Source organism: Pseudomonas sp. 09C 129 (assembly GCF_002843625.1).
GTDB lineage: Bacteria > Pseudomonadota > Gammaproteobacteria > Pseudomonadales > Pseudomonadaceae > Aquipseudomonas > Aquipseudomonas chlororaphis.
This window is the reverse complement of the sequence record NZ_CP025261.1, coordinates 1,678,453-1,697,160: the sequence shown is the minus strand read 5'-3', so window position 1 is coordinate 1,697,160 and position 18,708 is coordinate 1,678,453. Positions and strand designations below refer to the sequence as shown.

Here is an 18,708-nt window from a genome sequence, read left to right as displayed (position 1 = left end):
TCCAGTCGATCGCAGCCTGCGGCAGCGGCTACAGAGTTTCCGTCAGGCCTTGGCCGCCGCCAGGATCAGCGCCTTCATCTCCGCCACTGCACCTTTGAAACCGACGAACAGCGCATGGGCCACCAGCGCATGGCCAATGTTCAACTCGTTGATGCCCTTGATCGCCGCGACCGCCTCGACGTTGTGGTAATGCAGGCCGTGGCCGGCATTGACGATCAGGCCCTGGCCCAGGCCGAAAGCCACGCCGTCGGCCACGCGCCGCAGTTCCTCGGCCACCTCGCTCGGCGTTTCGGCATCGGCATAACGCCCGGTGTGCAGCTCGATGGCTGGCGCGCCCACGCGGCGGGAGGCAGCGATCTGCCGCTCATCGGCGTCGATGAACAGCGACACTTCGGCGCCGATCTTCGACAGCCGCTCTACGGCCGCCTTGATCCGCGCTTCCTGCCCGGCGACATCCAGGCCGCCCTCGGTGGTCAGCTCCTGGCGGGTTTCCGGAACCAGGCAGATGTGCGCCGGACGGATGCGCTCGGCGAACGCCATCATTTCCTCGGTGACGCCCATCTCGAAGTTCATGCGGGTTTGCAGCACGTCCTTGAGCAGCAGCACATCGCGTTCCTGGATATGCCGGCGGTCCTCGCGCAGGTGCACGGTGATGCCGTCGGCCCCCGCCTCTTCCGCGTCCAGCGCCGCCTTGACCGGGTCAGGGTAACGGGTGCCCCGGGCCTGACGCAGGGTGGCTACGTGGTCGATGTTCACGCCAAGAAGAATGCGATTGCTGGTGGTCACGGAAGCGCTCCTGAGGAGTTAGAGATTCGGTGCACAGCATATAGTGTCCGCTGGCGAAAATAACTGCCGGCTTTCGGTCGCACGAGCAAGCCAGGCAGGATTCGAGCGTATTGGCGTAATGGGACGACTAGGGCTTGCGAAACAATTCGCGACTGACCAAGGGACGACCGCCCAGGTGCACCGCCAGTGCCTGGCGCATCAGGCGCTTGGCCGCCGCCAGCGCGCCGGGGGCGCTCCAGTCGGCTTGCGCCATGGCCAGCAGCTCGGTGCCGTTGAACAGGCCCGGTTGCAACAGGTGAACCTGCTCCAGGCCGGCATCCACCTGCAGGCGATACATGCCCTGCGCCTCAATCGGCGCGCCGTGGATATCCATGTCCAGGGCGAAGCCATAGCCCAGGTCGTCCAGCAGGCGCCATTCGAACGCACGCAGCAAGGGTTCGAGGGCGCGGCCTTCGGCCAAAGCCAGCAAGGTTGCCGCATAGTGCTCGAAGATCGCCGGATGCGGGTCTTCGGCGGGCAGCAGGCGGATCAGCAGCTCATTGAGGTAGAGGCCGCTGAACAGCGCCTCGCCGTTGAGCCAGGTGGAGGTTCCCGCGCTTTCCATGCGCCCGACGTTTTTCAGCTCGCCGCGCCCACGAAATTCGACTTCCAGCGGCACGAACGGCCGCGCCAGGGTCCCGGCCTTGCCCCGCGCGCCGCGCAACACCGCGCGCAGCCGCCCCTGGGGCGTGAGGAAGTCCACCAATGCACTGCTCTCGCGATAGGCGCGACTGTGCAGGACATAAGCGGGCTGGCCGATGGGAGCGTTACTGGACATAGGTGTCGGGGGGATCTCAAGGCTTGAGAAAGTGACAGGTCCACGGGGAGGTTCGTTGAACCTTTATCGCCAGCGGCTCGCCCCCTGCACGTTGCAGAAACGAGGCGCCGGCGACGGGGCAGGATTACAGGTCGCCGTAGCCCAGCGAACGCAGGGCACGCTCGTCGTCGGACCAACCACCCTTGACCTTGACCCACAGGTTGAGCATGACCTTGGAGTCGAACAGCAGCTCCATGTCCTTGCGCGCTTCCATGCCGATGCGCTTGATGCGCTCACCCTTGTCGCCAATGATGATTTTCTTCTGGCCGTCGCGTTCGACGAGGATCAAGGCATGAATGTGCAGGGTCTTGCCCTGCTGCTTGAACTCTTCGATTTCCACGGTGATCTGGTACGGCAGCTCGGCACCCAGCTGGCGCATGATCTTCTCGCGCACCAGTTCGGCGGCGAGGAAACGGCTGCTGCGGTCGGTGATCTGGTCTTCCGGGAAGAAGTGATCGTTTTCCGGCAGGTGCTTGGCGATCAGGCCTTCCAGGGCTTCCAGGTTGTGGCCTTGCTGGGCCGATACCGGGACGATCTCGGCATTCGGCAACTGCTCCTGCAACCAGGTCAGGTGCGGCATCAGCTCGGCCTTGTCCTCGATACGGTCGGTCTTGTTGATCGCCAGGATCACCGGGCCCTGCACGTACTGCACACGCTCCAGCACCAGCTGGTCTTCGTCGGTCCACTTGGTGCGGTCAACGACGAAAATCACCACGTCGACGTCTTTCAAGGCCGCCGAGGCGGTCTTGTTCATGTAGCGGTTCAGCGCCTTCTCGTTGCTCTTGTGCATACCCGGGGTGTCGACGTAGATCGCCTGGATGGCGCCTTCGGTCTTGATGCCGAGCATGTTGTGCCGAGTGGTCTGCGGCTTGCGCGAGGTAATGGCCAGCTTCTGCCCCAGGATATGGTTCAGCAGCGTGGACTTGCCCACGTTCGGACGGCCGACGATGGCGACATAGCCACAGCGTGTTGCGGTTGTATCAGTCATGGCCATTCTCCACGCCCAGGGCAATCAGTGCTGCGGCGGCCGCTACCTGTTCGGCAATGCGACGGCTCACACCCTGACCTCGGCTTTTTTCGTTCAGTAGGGTGATTTCACATTCGACGAAGAACGTCCGGCAATGGGGCTCACCCTGGATATCCACCACTTCGTAGCGGGGCAGTTCACAGGCACGCGACTGCAGGAATTCCTGCAGGCGGGTCTTGGGGTCCTTGTTGGTGTCGACCAGCGTCAGGCTGTCGAACTCGGACGTCAGCCAGGACAGCACGCGCTCACGCGCGACCTCCATGCCGGCATCCAGGTAGATCGCACCAATCAGCGCTTCCAGGGCATCGGCGAGGATCGACTCACGACGGAAGCCGCCGCTTTTCAACTCACCGGAGCCCAGGCGCAGGTATTCGCCCAGATCGAAACCACGGGCCAGTACGGCCAGGGTTTCACCCTTCACCAGGCGCGCGCGCAGACGCGACAGCTGGCCTTCGCGAGCCTGGGGAAAACGCTCGAACAGCGCTTCGCCGGCGACGAAGTTGAGAATGGCATCACCGAGGAATTCCAGGCGTTCGTTGTTGCGCCCGGCAAAACTGCGGTGAGTGAGGGCCAGGACCATCAGTTCCTGGTCCTTGAAGGTGTAACCGAGCTGACGCTCGAGACGGCTCAAAGAAACGCTCACGGTTTACCCACGCTGAGTTCGTGGTTGAATTTCACCACCTTGGAGACAAGGCACGAGGTGCCTGTGGCAATTAACGCTGTGTTCAAATCCACATCCTGAATATCGTTGACTGCTGCTTCTGGTGACGCCTGGGAGGCTGCCGAGCCTGGCGGGCCGGTGTTCTACAAGATCCAGAAAAGCATTCGGCGCTGTGTTCAACAGCGCCGTGTTTGATTACTTGATCAGGCCAACCCGCGAGAAATTCGGCAGGTGGCTGAGTTTCGGTTCGGGCCAGCTCATCCAGACTGCGAAGGCCTTGCCGACGATATTCTTGTCGGGAACCATGCCCAGCAGGTCCTTGGGAATGCTTGGGTCATCCCAGTAGCGGCTGTCGTTCGAGTTGTCGCGGTTGTCGCCCATCATGAAGTAGTGCCCGGCAGGCACGGTCCATTGACGATCCGGGGTGGCCCGGTAGCGGCTCATTTCCTTGCGGATCAGGTGCTCGGCGGCGCCGAGTTTTTCCTTGTAGAGCTCCGCGCTGCCCAGGGTACCCGGCTCGGAGCCGACCAGTTGCTCGGCGACCGACTGGCCGTTGACCAGCAGGCGCTTGTCGCTGGTGTAGCGCACTTCGTCGCCCGGCAGGCCGACCACACGCTTGATGTAGTTGACGTTCGGATCGCTCGGGTAGCGGAACACCATCACATCGCCGCGCTGCGGATCACCGACCTCGATGATTTTCTTGTCGATCACCGGCAGGCGGATCCCGTAAGAAAACTTGTTCACCAGGATGAAGTCGCCCACATCCAGGGTCGGTTTCATCGATCCCGAAGGAATCTGAAACGGTTCCACCAGGAACGAACGCAGCACCAGCACGATGAACAGCACCGGAAAGAACGATTTGCCGTACTCGACCAGCATCGGCTCCTTGTTCAGTTTCTCGATGACCAGTCCATCCGGCTGGCTGACGCTGCCCTGATAGTTGGTAATGGCGGCACGCCGACGCGGCGCCAGAAAGACCAGATCGAGCAACGCCAACAGACCGCAGACGGCGACGGCGATGACCAGCAACAGCGGGAAATTTAGCGACATAGGACCTAACTATCCAACCTGAGCACAGCAAGGAAGGCTTCTTGTGGAATCTCCACGTTACCCACTTGCTTCATGCGTTTCTTACCGGCCTTCTGCTTTTCCAACAGCTTGCGCTTACGGCTAACGTCACCACCGTAGCATTTGGCCAGTACGTTCTTTCTGAGCGCCTTGACGGTTGTCCGCGCCACAATCTGCCCACCAATGGCGGCCTGGATTGCCACGTCGAACATCTGCCGAGGAATCAGTTCCTTCATCTTTTCGGTCAACGCACGCCCTTTGTAGTGCGCGTTATCACGGTGCACGATCAATGCCAGGGCGTCGACCTTCTCACCGTTGATCAGCACATCCAGCTTGACCAGATTAGCCGATTGGTAGCGATCGAAATGATAATCCAGCGAAGCATAGCCACGACTGGTGGATTTGAGGCGGTCGAAGAAGTCCAGGACCACTTCGTTCATCGGCAGGTCGTAGGTCACCTGGACCTGGCTGCCGAGGAACAGCATGTCGTGCTGTATGCCGCGCTTCTCGATGCACAGGGTAATGACGTTACCCAGGTGCTCCTGCGGCACCAGGATATTGGCCCGCACGATCGGCTCGCGCATGTCTTCGATGGATGACAGATCCGGCAACTTCGATGGGTTATCGACGTAGATCGTCTCACCATTCTTCAGTTGCAGTTCGAAAATCACCGTCGGCGCCGTGGTGATCAGGTCCAGGTCGTATTCGCGCTCCAGGCGCTCCTGGATGATTTCCATGTGCAGCATGCCGAGGAAGCCGCAACGGAAGCCGAAGCCCAGTGCGTCGGAGCTTTCCGGGGTGTATTGCAGCGACGAGTCGTTCAGCGTGAGCTTTTGCAGGGCTTCGCGGAAGTCTTCGAAGTCGTCGGAGCTGACCGGGAACAAGCCAGCGTAGACCTGCGGCTGAATGCGCTTGAAGCCGGGCAGCACTTCGACGTCGGGGGTCGAGCTCAGGGTCAGGGTGTCACCTACCGGCGCACCGTGAATGTCCTTGATACCGGCGATGATGAAGCCTACTTCACCGGCCTTCAGGTCGGTGGTGGCGGTGTGTTTCGGGTTGAATACACCGACGCTGTCCACCAGGTGGATCTTGCCGGTGGATTTCACCAGGATCTTGTCGCCCTTCTTCACGCGGCCATGGCGCACGCGAACCAGGGACACGACGCCCAGGTAGTTGTCGAACCAGGAGTCGATGATCAACGCTTGCAGCGGATCTTCGATGTTGCCGGTCGGCGCGGGAATGGTGGTGACCAGGCGCTCCAGCACCTCGTCGACACCCAGGCCGGTCTTGGCGCTGCAGGTCACGGCGTCGGTAGCATCGATACCGATGATCTTCTCGATCTCTTCCTTGACCCGGTCCGGATCGGCCTGTGGCAGGTCGATCTTGTTCAGCACCGGCATGACCTCCAGGCCCTGCTCGATGGCGGTGTAGCAGTTGGCGACCGACTGCGCTTCCACGCCCTGGCCGGCGTCGACCACCAGCAAGGCGCCTTCACAGGCGGCCAGCGACCGGCTGACTTCATAGGTGAAGTCCACGTGGCCAGGGGTGTCGATGAAGTTCAGCTGGTAGGTGATGCCGTCGCGGGCTTTGTAATAGAGGGTAACGCTGTGGGCCTTGATGGTGATCCCGCGTTCCCGCTCAAGGTCCATGGAGTCCAGGACCTGGGCTTCCATTTCACGCTCGGCCAGGCCGCCGCACATCTGGATGAAGCGATCGGCCAGAGTCGACTTGCCATGGTCAATGTGGGCGATGATGGAGAAATTGCGGATATGACTCAAATCACTCACGGATCAACACTCAAAAAGGCTGCAGGCATAGCCCGCCGAAAAATAGCCGGGAATTGTACCTGATAGACGACGCAAGCGTCACGTTCGCCTGTCAGGGGCGCGCAAACGCAAAACGCCCCGGTCTTTCGACAGGGGCGTTTTGCGTAAGAGTGGCGGCATTGGCGCCGGTCAGCCGGCCCGGCGCAACAGCCAGACCCCGGCCAGGGCACAGATCCCGGCGGGAACCAGCACCGCGAACAGCGGCGAGAAACCGAATACCAGGCTCGACGGCCCCAGCAGGTCCTGGGCGATGCGGAAGGTGAACCCCACCAGCACGCCGGTGAACACCCGCTGGCCGAGCGTCACGGAACGCAGCGGACCGAAAATGAACGAGATCGCCATCAATACCAGGGCCGCGGTGACCAGCGGTTGCAGCACCTTGACCCAGAACGCCAGCCAGTAACGACCGTTGTTCAGGCCCTGGTCGGCCAGGTAATGGATATACCCCCACAGACCGCTGATCGACAGCGACTCCGGCGCCATCACCACAGTACTCAGCAATTGCGGGCTCAAGGCCACGTCCCAACGTTCCTGCGGGACGTTGATGACTTCGGTGCTGCCCTCGCGGAAATAGGTGGTGGTGACGTCGCTCAGCTGCCAGTAGTTTTCTTCGAAACGGGCCTGGCGAGCAAAGCTCGAGGACAGCATATGCCGCTGATCGTCGAAGTGATAACGGGTCACGCCATACAGCAGGCCGTTGGGTTGCACGGCGTTGATGTGGATGAACTCCTCACCCTGGCGGTGCCACAGGCCGCGCTTGGAACTTTGCGCGTCGCCCGAACCCTGGGCCAGCGCACGACTGGCCTGCGCCTGGCTTTCCGTGGCAGGAGCGACGTACTCGCCGATCAGCACACCCGCCACCATCAGGAACAGCATCGGCTTCATCACCGCCCAGACGATCCGCCCGATGGACACGCCAGCGGCCCGCATGATGGTCAGCTCACTGTTGCTGGCCAGGCTGCCCAGGCCGATCAGGCAGCCGATCAGGGCCGCCATCGGCAGCATTTCGTAAAGCCGGCGAGGCGCCGTCATGACCACGAAACTCAACACATCCATCACGGTGTAGTTGTCACTGACACTGCCCATCTCGTCGATGAAGGCGAACAGCGACGCCAGGCCGAGAATGATCCCCAGTACCGCCAGGATGGCCAGCAGGACACTGTTACCGATGTAGCGATCGAGCTTAACCACGAGCCACCTCCTTCATGCTGCGGCGGCTCGCCAGTTTCAGGCGCAAGGGTTCCCAGTACAGCAACCCGAGGCCAATCAATAGAAACAGTCCGTGTACCCACCACAGGCCCAGCGCCTGCGGCAGCTTGCCTTTTTCCAGCGAGCCACGGGCCGCGATCAGGATGGTCAGGTAAGCCATATAAAGAAGAATCGCCGGCAGCAGTTTGAGGAAGCGGCCCTGGCGCGGGTTGACCCGGGACAGCGGCACCGCCATCAAGGTCACGACAAACACCAGAAGCGGCAGGGAAATACGCCATTGCAGCTCGGCATGGGCGCGCAGGTCCGGGTTGCCGATCAGGTCGCGGGTCGGCATGGCGTCACGGTCGGTAACTTCTTCACTGACATCCGGCTTGGCCAGCAATACGCCGTAGGTGTCGTACTTGATGACCCGGTAATCGGCCTGGCCCGGGTTACCGTCGTAGCGATAGCCATTCTCCAGGATCAGGTAGCGGTTGCCGTCCGGACGAATGTCCTGGTGCCCCTTCTCCGCCACCAGCACCGAGATGCCTTGGTCCTTCTTGTCCTGGCTCAGGCGCTTTTCCGAGATGAACACGCCGCCCAGGTTGGCCCGGTCATCGGACAAGTGTTCGGTATAGGTCACCCGGGTACCATCGTTGAGCGCCTGGAAGCGGCCCGGCACCAGGGTGTCGAACTCGGTCATGGCGTCCTGCTTGTTCAGCAGCAACTGGAACTGATTGGCCCCCTGCGGCGCCAGGCTCAGGCTCAGCCATGCCACCAGCAGGGCCACCAGCGCGGCCGGGATCATGGTCATGCCCAGCAGGCGCTGCTGGCTCATGCCGGTGGCCGACAGCACAGTCATTTCGCTTTCGAGGTACAGCCGGCCGTAGGCCAGGAGAATGCCGAGGAACAACCCCAGCGGCAGGATCAGTTGCAAAAAGCCCGGCAGGCGAAAGCCCATGATCAGGAACAGCGAGCCCGGGTCCAGTGCGCCCGAGGCCGCTTGCGCGAGGTATTTGACGAAACGTCCGCTCATGATGATGACCAGCAGTACAGCGCTCACGGCGCTCAGGGTCAGCAACACTTCGCGGGATAGATAACGGAAGACGATCAAACCAGACACTCCAGGGTTGTCAGGCTAAGGCGGCCAAACAAGCAAACACGGCCCGTGAAGCCGAGCCGCCGAAAAAGATGGCGCATTATCCTGTGATTGCATGCGCCTGTCACTGCGCACGCTCACGCCGGCCTCTAAAGCGGCGAAGTTCACTCATGGGAGGGTTGTCAGCCTCGACCGCCCGGGTTCAAACTGGCGGCCCTGTCGTTGGCCGCTGCCGACGCCTCTCCTTAATAAAAGCTACAGACATGACAAGCCTGGCGCACGGCATTGGCCCTGCGCTCTTTGACCATTAATTCAGGGACCCGGACATGGAACTGGTTGTAAAAAGCGTTAGCCCGGAAACGTTGAAGACCGCCACCCTGGTGGTCGCCGTCGGCGAAGGCCGCAAGCTCGGCAGCGTTGCCAAACAACTCGACGAGCTCAGTGGAGGCGCCATCGGCGCGGTACTCAAGCGCGGCGACCTGGACGGCAAGGTCGGCCAGAGCCTGCTGCTGCACGCCCTGCCGAACCTGAAGGCCGAACGTGTCCTGCTGGTCGGTACCGGCAAGGACGCCGAACTGGGCGACCGCCCGTTCCGCAAGATCGTCAGTGGCATCCTCAATACCCTCAAGGGCCTGGGCGGCAGCGATGCCGTGCTGGCGCTGGACGAAGTGGTGGTCAAGGGCCGCGACAGCTACGGCAAGACCCGCCTGCTGGCGGAAACCCTGGTGGACGGCGAATACAGCTTCGACCAGTTCAAGAGCCAGAAGGCCGAACCGCGCGCCCTGAAGAAAATCACCCTGCTGACCATCAAGGCCGCGCTGGCCGAAGTCGAGCGCGCTGTGGCCCACGCCAAGGCGATCGCCAACGGCATGGCCTTCACCCGCAACCTGGGCAACCTGCCGCCGAACATCTGCCACCCGACCTTCCTCGGCGAACAGGCCAAGGCCCTGGGCAAGGAATTCAAGGCCCTGAAAGTCGAAGTCCTCGACGAGAAGAAGATCAAGGAACTGGGCATGGGCTCGTTCTATGCCGTGGGCCAGGGCAGCGCCCAGCCGCCGCGCCTGATCGTCATGCAATACAACGGCGGCAAGAAGTCCGAGAAGCCGTACACCCTGGTCGGCAAGGGCATCACCTTCGACACCGGCGGCATCAGCCTCAAGCCTGGCGCCGGCATGGATGAAATGAAGTACGACATGGGTGGCGCCGCCAGCGTGTTCGGCACCCTGCGCGCCGTACTGGAACTCAAGCTGCCGATCAACCTGGTGTGCATCCTGGCCTGCGCCGAGAACATGCCGAGCGGCACCGCTTCGCGTCCGGGCGACATCGTCACCACCATGAGCGGCCAGACCGTGGAAATCCTCAACACCGACGCCGAAGGCCGCCTGGTGCTGTGCGATGCACTGACCTACGCCGAGCGCTTCAAGCCACAGGCGGTGATCGATATCGCCACCCTGACCGGCGCCTGCGTGGTCGCCCTCGGCTCCCACACCTCGGGCCTCCTGGGCAACAACGACGAACTGATCGGCCAGTTGCTGAGCGCCGGCGTTCAGGCTGACGACCGTGCCTGGCAACTGCCGCTGTTCGACGAGTACCAGGAACAGCTGGACAGCCCGTTCGCCGACATCGCCAACATCGGCGGGCCGAAAGCCGGCACCATTACCGCTGCCTGCTTCCTGTCGCGCTTCACCAAGCAGTACAACTGGGCGCACCTGGATATCGCCGGTACCGCCTGGACCAGCGGCGGCAAGGACAAGGGCGCCACTGGCCGTCCGGTTCCCCTGCTGACCCAGTACCTGCTGGACCGCGCCAAAGCCTGAAACCTATGACCTCGGGGTGCGCCCACACGCGGCGCACTCCCGGGTTCAGGAACCGCAATGACCAAAGTCGACTTCTATATCCTTCCCAGCGCGGATCCTTCGGCGCGCCTGGATTTCGCCTGCAAGCTCACCGACAAGGCCTGGCGCATGGGGCACCGCATCTACCTGCATTGCAGCGACGCGGCCCAGCGCGATGAACTCGATGCCCGATTGTGGCGCTTCAAGGGCGAAACCTTCGTGCCCCACGGCCCCGCCGAAAGCGAACCGGATGGCCTGATCGTTCTCGGCCTGGGCGATGACCCCGGCGAGCACCATGACCTGCTGGTCAACCTGGACCTGAAAGTCCCGGCATTTGCCCAGCGTTTCGCCCGCATCGCCGAAGTGGTGGTGGAAGACCCGACTATCCGCCAGGCCGCTCGCGAGAGTTTCCGTTTCTACCGCGAACAGGGCTATCCTCTGCAAGATCACCGTTTACAGCGACTCTGAGCCATCGATGGACACTCCCAAACCGCTGCAAAAGTCCGCGCACCTGCTGGATGACCTCGAGTCCATCCGCCAACTGCTCGGCGATGACGACCTGCAACCTCCGCTGCTGACCGAGACCGTCGACGGCGAAGTGCAGATTCCGCTGCTGTTCGACATGGTCGGCGGCAAGCCTGCCGTCGAAACCCACGAACAGGCGCCGGCAGAACCACAACCGGCTTCCGCTCCGGTGGTCGAACCGCAACCTGCCCCCGTAGTTGCCGCGCCAGCCCCTACACCGACACCGAAACCCGCGCCAGCACCCAAGAGCCAGGATGCCCTGCTGCACCTGGACAGCGAACTGCGCGCCGCCGCGCAACTGATCATGCAAGATGTGATCGACGACTTCGCCCCGCACATCGAAACCGAGATCAAGCGCCGCCTCGATGCGCGGATGGAACGGCTGCTCGCCGCAGCTTCAAGCGGCAAGCTATAAGCAGCAAGTAAAAGCCAGGAAGGACGCCCACCTCTTGCAGCTTGCGGCTTGTAGCTTGCAACTGCCCCCCTCCGCTATACTTCCCGGCTTTTCCTGAATAAATGCCAATAGGGTCCCGCCGCGCATGGATAAGACCTACCAGCCGCACGCCATTGAAACTTCCTGGTACCAGACCTGGGAGTCAGAGAATTACTTCGCCCCGCAAGGCGCGGGCGACTCGTACACCATCATGATTCCGCCACCGAACGTCACTGGCAGCCTGCACATGGGCCATGGCTTCAACAACGCGATCATGGATGCCTTGATCCGCTTCCGCCGCATGCAGGGCCGCAACACCCTGTGGCAGCCGGGTACCGACCACGCCGGTATCGCCACCCAGATGCTGGTGGAGCGTCAGATCGAAGCCCAGGGCCAGAATCGTCACGATCTGGGTCGGGAAAAATTCCTCGAGAAAGTCTGGGAGTGGAAGGATCAGTCCGGCGGCAACATCAGCCGTCAGATCCGCCGCCTGGGCTCGTCCGTCGACTGGAGCCGCGAGCGCTTCACCATGGACGACGGTCTTTCCGAAGCCGTCAAGGAAGCCTTCGTGCGCCTGCATGAAGACGGCCTGATCTACCGCGGAAAGCGTCTGGTCAACTGGGACACCAAGCTGCACACCGCGATCTCCGACCTCGAAGTGGAAAACCACGACGAGAAAGGCTCGCTGTGGAACCTGCGCTACCCGCTGGCCGACGGCGCCAAGACCGCTGAAGGCCTGGACTACCTGATCGTTGCCACCACCCGTCCGGAAACCATGCTCGGCGACTCCGCCGTCGCCGTTAACCCGAACGATGAACGCTACAAGGCGCTGATCGGCAAATTCGTCGAGCTGCCGCTGGTGGGTCGTCGCATCCCGATCATCGGCGACGACTACTGCGACCCTGAATTCGGCACCGGCTGCGTGAAGATCACCCCGGCCCACGACTTCAACGACTATGAAGTCGGCAAGCGCCACAACCTGCCGCTGCTGAACATCTTCGACAAGAACGCCGAAGTACTGCCAGCCGCCCAGGTGTTCAACCTGGACGGCACGCTGAACGAAAGCATCGACGGCAAGATCCCGGCCGAGTTCGCCGGTCTCAACCGCTTTCAGGCGCGCAAGGAAATCGTTGCTGCGTTCGACGCCGCCGGCCTGCTGGTCAGCGTCGACGACCACGCCCTGAAAGTGCCGAAAGGCGACCGCTCCGGCACCATCATCGAGCCGTGGCTGACCGACCAGTGGTACGTCTCCACCAAGCCGCTGGCCGAGCCGGCCATTGCCGCCGTGGAAGACGGCCGCATCGCCTTCGTGCCAAAACAGTACGAAAACATGTACTTCTCCTGGATGCGCGATATCCAGGACTGGTGCATCAGCCGCCAACTGTGGTGGGGCCACCGCATCCCGGCCTGGTACGACGAGTCGGGCAAGGTCTATGTAGGCCGCGACGAAGCCGAGGTGCGCGCCAAGCACAACCTCGGGCCTGAGGTTGCACTGCAACAGGACAACGACGTCCTCGACACCTGGTTCAGTTCGGGCCTGTGGACCTTCTCCACCCTGGGCTGGCCGGAGCAGACCGAGTTCCTCAAGACCTTCCACCCGACCGACGTGCTGGTGACCGGTTTCGACATCATTTTCTTCTGGGTCGCCCGGATGATCATGCTCACCATGCACCTGGTGAAGAACGAAGACGGCACACCGCAGGTTCCGTTCAAGACCGTGTACGTACACGGCCTGGTACGCGACGGCCAGGGCCAGAAGATGTCCAAGTCCAAGGGCAACGTCCTTGACCCACTGGACATCATCGACGGCATCGATCTGGAAGCCCTGGTGCAGAAACGCACCACCGGCATGATGCAGCCGCAACTGGCGAAGAAGATCGAGAAGCAGACCCGCCAGGAGTTCGCCGACGGCATCGCCAGCTACGGCACCGACGCCCTGCGCTTCACCTTCTGCTCGCTGGCGTCCACCGGCCGCGACATCAAGTTCGACATGGGCCGCGTCGAAGGCTATCGCAACTTCTGCAACAAGATCTGGAACGCCGCGCGCTACGTGCTGGACAAGGGCGAAGACTGCGGTCAGAACGGCGAAGCCTACGAGCTGTCGCTGGCCGACCGCTGGATCATCTCCCAGTTGCAGCGCACCGAAGCCGAAGTGACCCGCCAGCTGGACCAGTTCCGCTTCGACCTGGCGGCCCAGGCGCTGTACGAGTTCATCTGGAACCAGTACTGCGACTGGTACCTGGAATTGTCCAAGCCGGTACTGTGGGACGAAAACGCGCCGGTCGAGCGCCAGCGCGGCACCCGCCGCACCCTGGTGCGCGTACTGGAAGTGGCGCTGCGCCTGGCCCACCCGTTCATGCCGTTCATCACCGAAGAAATCTGGCAGCGCCTGGCGCCGCTGGCCGGGGCCGAAGGCAAGACCATCATGCTGCAGCCTTGGCCGGTGGCCAATGAAGCACGCATCGACCAGGCTGCCGAAGACGACATCGAATGGCTCAAGGGCCTGATGCTCGGCACCCGTAACATCCGTGCCGAAATGAACATCGGTCCGGGCAAGCCACTGGCGTTGTTCCTGAAGAACGTCAACCCCGAAGACCAGCGTCGCCTGAGCGAAAACGAGACCCTGCTGAAGAAGCTGGCCAAACTCGAATCGATCACCGTGCTGAAGGCCGGCGACGAAGCACCGCTGTCCGCCACCGCCCTGGTCGGCGAGATGGAAGTGCTGGTGCCGATGGCCGGGCTGATCGACAAGGGTGCCGAACTGGCGCGCCTGGACAAGGAAATCCAGCGTCTGCAGGGCGAAGTCCAGCGGGTCGGCGGCAAGCTGTCCAACGCCGCCTTCGTCGACAAGGCCCCGGCCGAAGTCATCGACAAGGAACGCGCCAAACTGGCCGAGGCCGAACAGGCCCTGGGCAAGCTGGCCGAGCAGCACGCACGGATCTCCAGCCTGTAACGGCGATCCGAGCGGTAAAAAAGGGAGCCCTACAAAGGGGCTCCCTTTTTTGTGCCCGACCGAAAAGCTTATGCCTCTGTAGGAGCGAGACTTGCCCGCGAAGCGTTATTCCTGGCACACCGCGTTATCCTCGGCGGCTCCTACAGAGGCTACGTCGCCCGGGCAGATATGGGACAATGCACGCCACTTTGAGCCATACCCGAACCGATTTCGCCCATGACTGCCCCCCGCCCTCCCAAAGCTTCGCGCACCAAGCCTCAACCTGCAGCTCCGGCCAAGGCCGTCGCGCCACGGGAAAAGGCCAGCCTGCACCCGCGCAATCGCCATCAAGGCCGCTATGACTTTCCCCAGTTGATCAAGAGCACCCCGGAGCTGGGGGCTTTCGTGATCATCAATCCCTATGGCAAGGAGAGCATCGACTTCGCCAACCCGGCGGCAGTGCGGGTGTTCAACCGGGCATTGCTCAAGGCGTTCTATGGCATCGCCCATTGGGATATTCCGGCCGACTTCCTCTGCCCTCCGGTCCCCGGTCGTGCCGACTATGTGCATTTCCTGGCCGACCTGCTGGCCGAGCGTAACGAAGGCGTAATTCCCCGCGGCGCGGCGGTGCGGGTGCTGGACATCGGGGTCGGCGCCAACTGCATCTACCCGCTGATCGGCCACTGCGATTACCGCTGGCAGTTCCTCGGTTCCGACATCGACACCACCGCTCTCGCCGCCGCCAAGGCGATCGTCCAGGCCAACGGCCTGAACAAGGCCATCGGCCTGCGCCAGCAGAGCAACCGCAAGCAGATCCTGCTGGGGCTGCTGGAAAGCGACGAACGCTTCGACCTGACCCTGTGCAACCCGCCCTTCCATGCCTCCCTGGAGGAAGCCACGCGCGGCAGCCAGCGCAAATGGCGAGCGCTGGGCAAGGCCGATCCCAAGCGCAAGCTGCCGGTGCTGAACTTTGGCGGCCAGGCGGCGGAGTTGTGGTGCGAAGGTGGCGAAGCGCGCTTCGTGACCCAGCTGATCGGCGAAAGCGCCCAGGTGGCGCAACAGGTGTTGTGGTTCAGCACCCTGGTGTCGAAAGCCTCGAACCTGCCGGCGATTCAGGCCGCGCTGAAAAAGGCCGGAGCCCTGGAGAGCCAGGTGGTGGAGATGTCACAGGGACAGAAACAGAGCCGCTTCGTCGCCTGGACCTTCAAGGACAAGGCACAGCAACAGGCCTGGCGCCAGGAGCGTTGGGTTCAAAAGGGATAGATACGAGGGGCAAAACGGCGATTTACCTTGCGTAAATCGTTGCGGCCTTAGAGCCTGAAAACCGTGCCTGGAAGTGTTCCGAGGCACGGTCTTACTGCAGTCTTACTTGTTGATCGAGTCGGTCAGGCCTTTAGCCACAACCAGCTTGATAACTTTCTTGGCAGCGATTTCGATGGCAGCGCCAGTCGATGGGTTACGGCCAGTACGGGCAGGACGCTCGGTCACTTTCAGTTTGCCGATACCTGGCAGAGTGATTTCGCCGCCATTTTCCAATTGATCAGCAACGATCTGGGCCAGTTGGTCCAGAGCGTTACGCGCGGTGGTTTTCGGCGCGTCGATAGCTTCAGCGATATCAGCGATCAGTTGGTCTTTAGTAATAGCCATTGTGGTGTTCCTTCCCTATCAAATTCATTTGGATTGCAGAGTGCAGTGTCAGCCATCGAGCCAGATCTTGTGGATCTGGCACCCCGGTCACAACCACGAAAGATCGGGGTTATAGATACCGAAATCAGGGTTTGGTTCGACCTGACAAATGCTGAATGCACGCTTAACGCCGAGACATCGCGTAAGACGGGGCAAAACTAGCACAGAGACGGGGAAATATCCGCCTCTACCTAGCCATTTGGTCAGCTTTATTGCTCTAAATCCGTAAAAAAATGCATAAGCTTGACCCAGGCCGCCTTCCGCCCCCTTCAAACAGCGCCAAAACCAGCGGGTGCGGTACACTGGGCACTTTTTCGGGGAGTCACGCCCTCTCCCGCCAACCAGCCGAGAAGCCCATGCCGATCCGCCATTGCATCGTCCACCTGATCGACAAAAAACCCGACGGCACACCCGCAGTTCTGCACGCCCGCGATTCCGAACTGGCTGAATCCGCGGCCATCGAGAACATGCTCGCCGATCTCAACGAAAGCTATAACGCCAAACAGGGCAAAGCCTGGGGTCTGTTCCACCCGGAGTCCGGCGCTTTTCCCTTCAGCGGCTGGCTGAAGGAATACCTCGATGGCGGCCAGGACTTCACCGCCTTCAGCCGCGTCGCGGTCGAGCACCTGCAAAAGCTGATGGAAGAATCCAACCTGTCGGTCGGCGGCCACGTGCTGTTCGCCCACTACCAGCAAGGCATGACCGACTACCTGGCCATCGCCCTGCTGCACCACAGCGAAGGCGTGGCGGTGACCGACGAGCTGGACGTGACCCCGTCGCGCCACCTGGACCTGGGCCAACTGCACCTGGCCGCGCGGATCAACGTCTCCGAGTGGCAGAACAACAAACAGTCGAAACAGTACATCTCGTTCATCAAGGGCAAGAACGGCAAGAAAGTCTCGGAGTACTTCCGCGACTTCATCGGCTGCCAGGAAGGCGTCGATGGCCCGGGCGAGACCCGTACCCTGCTCAAGGCGTTCAGCGACTTCGTCGAAAGCGAAGACCTGCCGGAAGAGTCCGCCCGGGAAAAGACCAAGGCCCTGGTGGACTACGCCAGCAGCCAGGCCAAGCTCGGCGAACCCGTGGGCCTGGAAGAACTCTCGGAGCTGATCGACGAGGACCGCCCCAAGGCGTTCTACGATCACATCCGCAACAAGGACTACGGCCTGTCGCCGGAAATCCCGGCGGATAAACGCACCCTCAACCAGTTCCGCCGCTTCACCGGCCGCGCCGAAGGCCTGTCCATCAGCTTCGAGGCGCACCTGCTGGGCTCGAAGATCGAGTATGACGAAGAAGCCGGGACCCTGATCATCAAGGGCCTGCCGACCCAACTGACCGATCAGCTCAAGCGCCGCAACTGATGCTGCAGGGCGTGCTGAAGAAATTCCTGCTGATCCTGCTGGTGGTCGTGGCGTACCAGAACTGGGGCAAGCTCGAACACCTGTTCAACCCCTCGCAGGCCGCCTCCGAGCAGGTCCGGGCCAATGCCCGGGTGGTGCTCTACGCCACCGACTGGTGCGGCTACTGCAAGGCCACCCGGCGCTTTCTCGATCAGAAGGGCATTGCCTTTCGCGAGTTCGATATCGAGAAGGATGCCGAGGCGCGCAAGGCTTATGAAGCCCTGGGTGGACGAGGGATTCCGATCCTCGATGTAAATGGCACGCTGATCCGCAACTACGACCCGGACCAGATCATGGCGGCGTTGCAGCGCTAAACGCATCGCGAGCAAGCTCGCTCCTACAAGGGCCGAACAACCTCTGTCGGAACGAGCTTGCTTGCGATAGACCTGCCGCCTTATAGCGCCTCGATACGGAACCCGAAACGCGGGAAGTGCACATGCACCAATCCGCCGCGTGGGTCTTCGCGGCGCAGGATCAGCTCCTCGCGCCCGGCAAACAGCAATTCCCCTTCCACCGGATCGACGCCATAGTCGGTCGCTGCGATCCGCACCTGCTGGCCAGCCTGGAAACCGTTCGGATCGATGAAGGCTTCATCCGGCAAGGCTGCCGGTGTAGCCCTGCGCGCCACTTCGAGTGCCTCTTCGGAAGTCATGGCACTCGAAGCACCATGACCGAACCCCAGTACCCGGGCCAGCCACGCCGACACCGCCGGATAGGCGTCCACCAGCGGCGCAGTCACCGGCGTGCCCTTGAGGAACCACAGGGGGTGGGCCATGGCAAAGTCGGCAATCGACGGCTCGCCGAACAGGAAGTCGCCCTCCTCACGCTGCAACTGCAGCTCCAGGCGCGCCATGAGCGTCGGCCATTGATGCTTGGCCAACTCCAGCGGCACGCGGCTGGAACTGCCGCCGCTGAACAGCCCGGCGCGGTCGGTCATGAAAGCCTTGACCGCTTCCGGCGGCAAATGGCCGAAACGCACGGCCGCCGACTCCGGCTGGAACACCAGGCTCACCGTATGCTGGAACACCACCGCATCGGCCCAGGCCGCGAAGGTCGCGCTGACCATTTCCCGGCCCTCGGGAAACAGTGCCGGCGAGGCCTTTTCCTGCTCCAGCCGCCGGGCGATCAGCGCCGTGTCGCAATAGATATCGGCACCGACCTGCAACACCGGGGTCTTGCGATAACCACCCGTCAGCGCGGTGAGATCGGGTTTGGGCATCACCGGCGAGATCTTCACCGAGCGCCAGGACAAGCCCTTGAAGCCTAGCAACAGCCGGGCTTTTTCCGCGAAAGGCGAGGTCGGGTAATGATGCAGAATCAACTCTGACATGCTGGGGTCCACCGGATAAGTAGGAAGAACCAGCTTAGCGTGCAAACGCCTGGCAG

17 protein-coding genes are annotated in these 18,708 nt (G+C 62.1%); 7 read left to right on the top strand and 10 right to left on the bottom strand.

The window, feature by feature from the left end; all coding sequences use genetic code 11:
* Positions 1-42: 42 nt before the first annotated feature.
* The 8 genes from pdxJ to lptF form a co-directional block, all read right to left on the bottom strand.
* Complete coding sequence (gene pdxJ / locus CXQ81_RS07770; RefSeq protein ID WP_007932164.1) at positions 43-786, bottom strand: pyridoxine 5'-phosphate synthase; 744 nt, start codon at positions 784-786, stop codon at positions 43-45.
* 127 nt (positions 787-913) lie between these two features.
* The gene (recO, locus tag CXQ81_RS07765; protein WP_007932161.1) at positions 914-1,603 is read right to left on the bottom strand and encodes a DNA repair protein RecO; all 690 of its coding nucleotides are present in this window, start codon (positions 1,601-1,603) and stop codon (positions 914-916) included.
* Between the two features lie 124 nt (positions 1,604-1,727).
* Entirely contained in the window at positions 1,728-2,630 is a 903-nt protein-coding gene (gene era, locus CXQ81_RS07760; RefSeq protein ID WP_007932155.1) for a GTPase Era, read from the bottom strand.
* Entirely contained in the window at positions 2,623-3,312 is a 690-nt protein-coding gene (rnc, locus tag CXQ81_RS07755; protein ID WP_009042306.1) for a ribonuclease III, read from the bottom strand. The genes era and rnc overlap by 8 nt, the downstream gene beginning before the upstream one ends.
* 213 nt (positions 3,313-3,525) lie before the next feature.
* Positions 3,526-4,380, bottom strand: a complete 855-nt coding sequence (lepB, locus tag CXQ81_RS07750; RefSeq protein WP_007932153.1) for a signal peptidase I — start codon at positions 4,378-4,380, stop codon at positions 3,526-3,528.
* Between the two features lie 5 nt (positions 4,381-4,385).
* A complete protein-coding gene (gene lepA, locus CXQ81_RS07745; protein ID WP_007932152.1) occupies positions 4,386-6,185 on the bottom strand; it encodes a translation elongation factor 4 in 1,800 nt (599 codons plus the stop codon).
* Between the two features lie 168 nt (positions 6,186-6,353).
* Complete coding sequence (gene lptG / locus CXQ81_RS07740; protein WP_007932151.1) at positions 6,354-7,415, bottom strand: LPS export ABC transporter permease LptG; 1,062 nt, start codon at positions 7,413-7,415, stop codon at positions 6,354-6,356.
* Positions 7,408-8,526: an LPS export ABC transporter permease LptF gene (lptF, locus tag CXQ81_RS07735; protein ID WP_101336913.1), complete on the bottom strand. Its 1,119-nt coding sequence runs from the start codon at positions 8,524-8,526 to the stop codon at positions 7,408-7,410. Before lptF ends, lptG begins: the two co-directional genes overlap by 8 nt.
* Positions 8,527-8,837: 311 nt before the next feature.
* On the opposite strand from lptF, the gene CXQ81_RS07730 reads away from it, so the two are divergent.
* From CXQ81_RS07730 to rlmF, 5 genes are all read left to right on the top strand, one after another.
* Positions 8,838-10,328, top strand: coding sequence for a leucyl aminopeptidase (locus tag CXQ81_RS07730; RefSeq protein ID WP_101336912.1), 1,491 nt, complete (start codon positions 8,838-8,840; stop codon positions 10,326-10,328).
* 57 nt (positions 10,329-10,385) lie between these two features.
* Positions 10,386-10,814, top strand: coding sequence for a DNA polymerase III subunit chi (locus CXQ81_RS07725; protein ID WP_007932146.1), 429 nt, complete (start codon positions 10,386-10,388; stop codon positions 10,812-10,814).
* A 7-nt stretch (positions 10,815-10,821) separates the two neighbouring features.
* Positions 10,822-11,286: a DNA polymerase III subunit chi gene (locus CXQ81_RS07720; protein ID WP_101336911.1), complete on the top strand. Its 465-nt coding sequence runs from the start codon at positions 10,822-10,824 to the stop codon at positions 11,284-11,286.
* Between the two features lie 124 nt (positions 11,287-11,410).
* A complete protein-coding gene (locus CXQ81_RS07715; protein ID WP_101336910.1) occupies positions 11,411-14,257 on the top strand; it encodes a valine--tRNA ligase in 2,847 nt (948 codons plus the stop codon).
* A gap of 216 nt (positions 14,258-14,473) precedes the next feature.
* Complete coding sequence (gene rlmF / locus CXQ81_RS07710; RefSeq protein WP_101336909.1) at positions 14,474-15,499, top strand: 23S rRNA (adenine(1618)-N(6))-methyltransferase RlmF; 1,026 nt, start codon at positions 14,474-14,476, stop codon at positions 15,497-15,499.
* Between the two features lie 102 nt (positions 15,500-15,601).
* On the opposite strand, the gene CXQ81_RS07705 is transcribed toward rlmF, so the two are convergent.
* Positions 15,602-15,883, bottom strand: a complete 282-nt coding sequence (locus CXQ81_RS07705; RefSeq protein ID WP_007932138.1) for an HU family DNA-binding protein — start codon at positions 15,881-15,883, stop codon at positions 15,602-15,604.
* 395 nt (positions 15,884-16,278) lie between these two features.
* Between CXQ81_RS07705 and yejK the strand changes: the two genes are divergently transcribed.
* Positions 16,279-17,283 carry a nucleoid-associated protein YejK gene (gene yejK / locus CXQ81_RS07700; RefSeq protein WP_007932136.1) on the top strand — a complete coding sequence of 335 codons (1,005 nt, stop codon included), beginning with the start codon at positions 16,279-16,281 and terminating at the stop codon, positions 17,281-17,283.
* A complete protein-coding gene (locus CXQ81_RS07695) occupies positions 17,283-17,636 on the top strand; it encodes a glutaredoxin family protein (RefSeq protein WP_097136958.1) in 354 nt (117 codons plus the stop codon). The genes yejK and CXQ81_RS07695 overlap by 1 nt, the downstream gene beginning before the upstream one ends.
* 80 nt (positions 17,637-17,716) lie before the next feature.
* Here the strand turns inward: CXQ81_RS07695 and CXQ81_RS07690 are convergent, their stop codons facing one another.
* Entirely contained in the window at positions 17,717-18,652 is a 936-nt protein-coding gene (locus CXQ81_RS07690; RefSeq protein WP_101336908.1) for a glutathione S-transferase family protein, read from the bottom strand.
* Between the last annotated feature and the right edge of the window lie 56 nt (positions 18,653-18,708).

Bases quoted from the DNA above. Each gene is read 5' to 3' on its own strand.
- recO (WP_007932161.1), bottom strand. From the start codon at position 1,603: ATGTCCAGTAACGCTCCCATCGGCCAGCCCGCTTATGTCCTGCACAGT.
- era (WP_007932155.1), bottom strand. From the start codon at position 2,630: ATGACTGATACAACCGCAACACGCTGTGGCTATGTCGCCATCGTCGGC.
- lepB (WP_007932153.1), bottom strand. From the start codon at position 4,380: ATGTCGCTAAATTTCCCGCTGTTGCTGGTCATCGCCGTCGCCGTCTGC.
- CXQ81_RS07730 (WP_101336912.1), top strand. From the start codon at position 8,838: ATGGAACTGGTTGTAAAAAGCGTTAGCCCGGAAACGTTGAAGACCGCC.
- CXQ81_RS07725 (WP_007932146.1), top strand. From the start codon at position 10,386: ATGACCAAAGTCGACTTCTATATCCTTCCCAGCGCGGATCCTTCGGCG.
- CXQ81_RS07720 (WP_101336911.1), top strand. From the start codon at position 10,822: ATGGACACTCCCAAACCGCTGCAAAAGTCCGCGCACCTGCTGGATGAC.
- CXQ81_RS07715 (WP_101336910.1), top strand. From the start codon at position 11,411: ATGGATAAGACCTACCAGCCGCACGCCATTGAAACTTCCTGGTACCAG.
- rlmF (WP_101336909.1), top strand. From the start codon at position 14,474: ATGACTGCCCCCCGCCCTCCCAAAGCTTCGCGCACCAAGCCTCAACCT.
- CXQ81_RS07705 (WP_007932138.1), bottom strand. From the start codon at position 15,883: ATGGCTATTACTAAAGACCAACTGATCGCTGATATCGCTGAAGCTATC.
- yejK (WP_007932136.1), top strand. From the start codon at position 16,279: ATGCCGATCCGCCATTGCATCGTCCACCTGATCGACAAAAAACCCGAC.
- CXQ81_RS07695 (WP_097136958.1), top strand. From the start codon at position 17,283: ATGCTGCAGGGCGTGCTGAAGAAATTCCTGCTGATCCTGCTGGTGGTC.
- CXQ81_RS07690 (WP_101336908.1), bottom strand. From the start codon at position 18,652: ATGTCAGAGTTGATTCTGCATCATTACCCGACCTCGCCTTTCGCGGAA.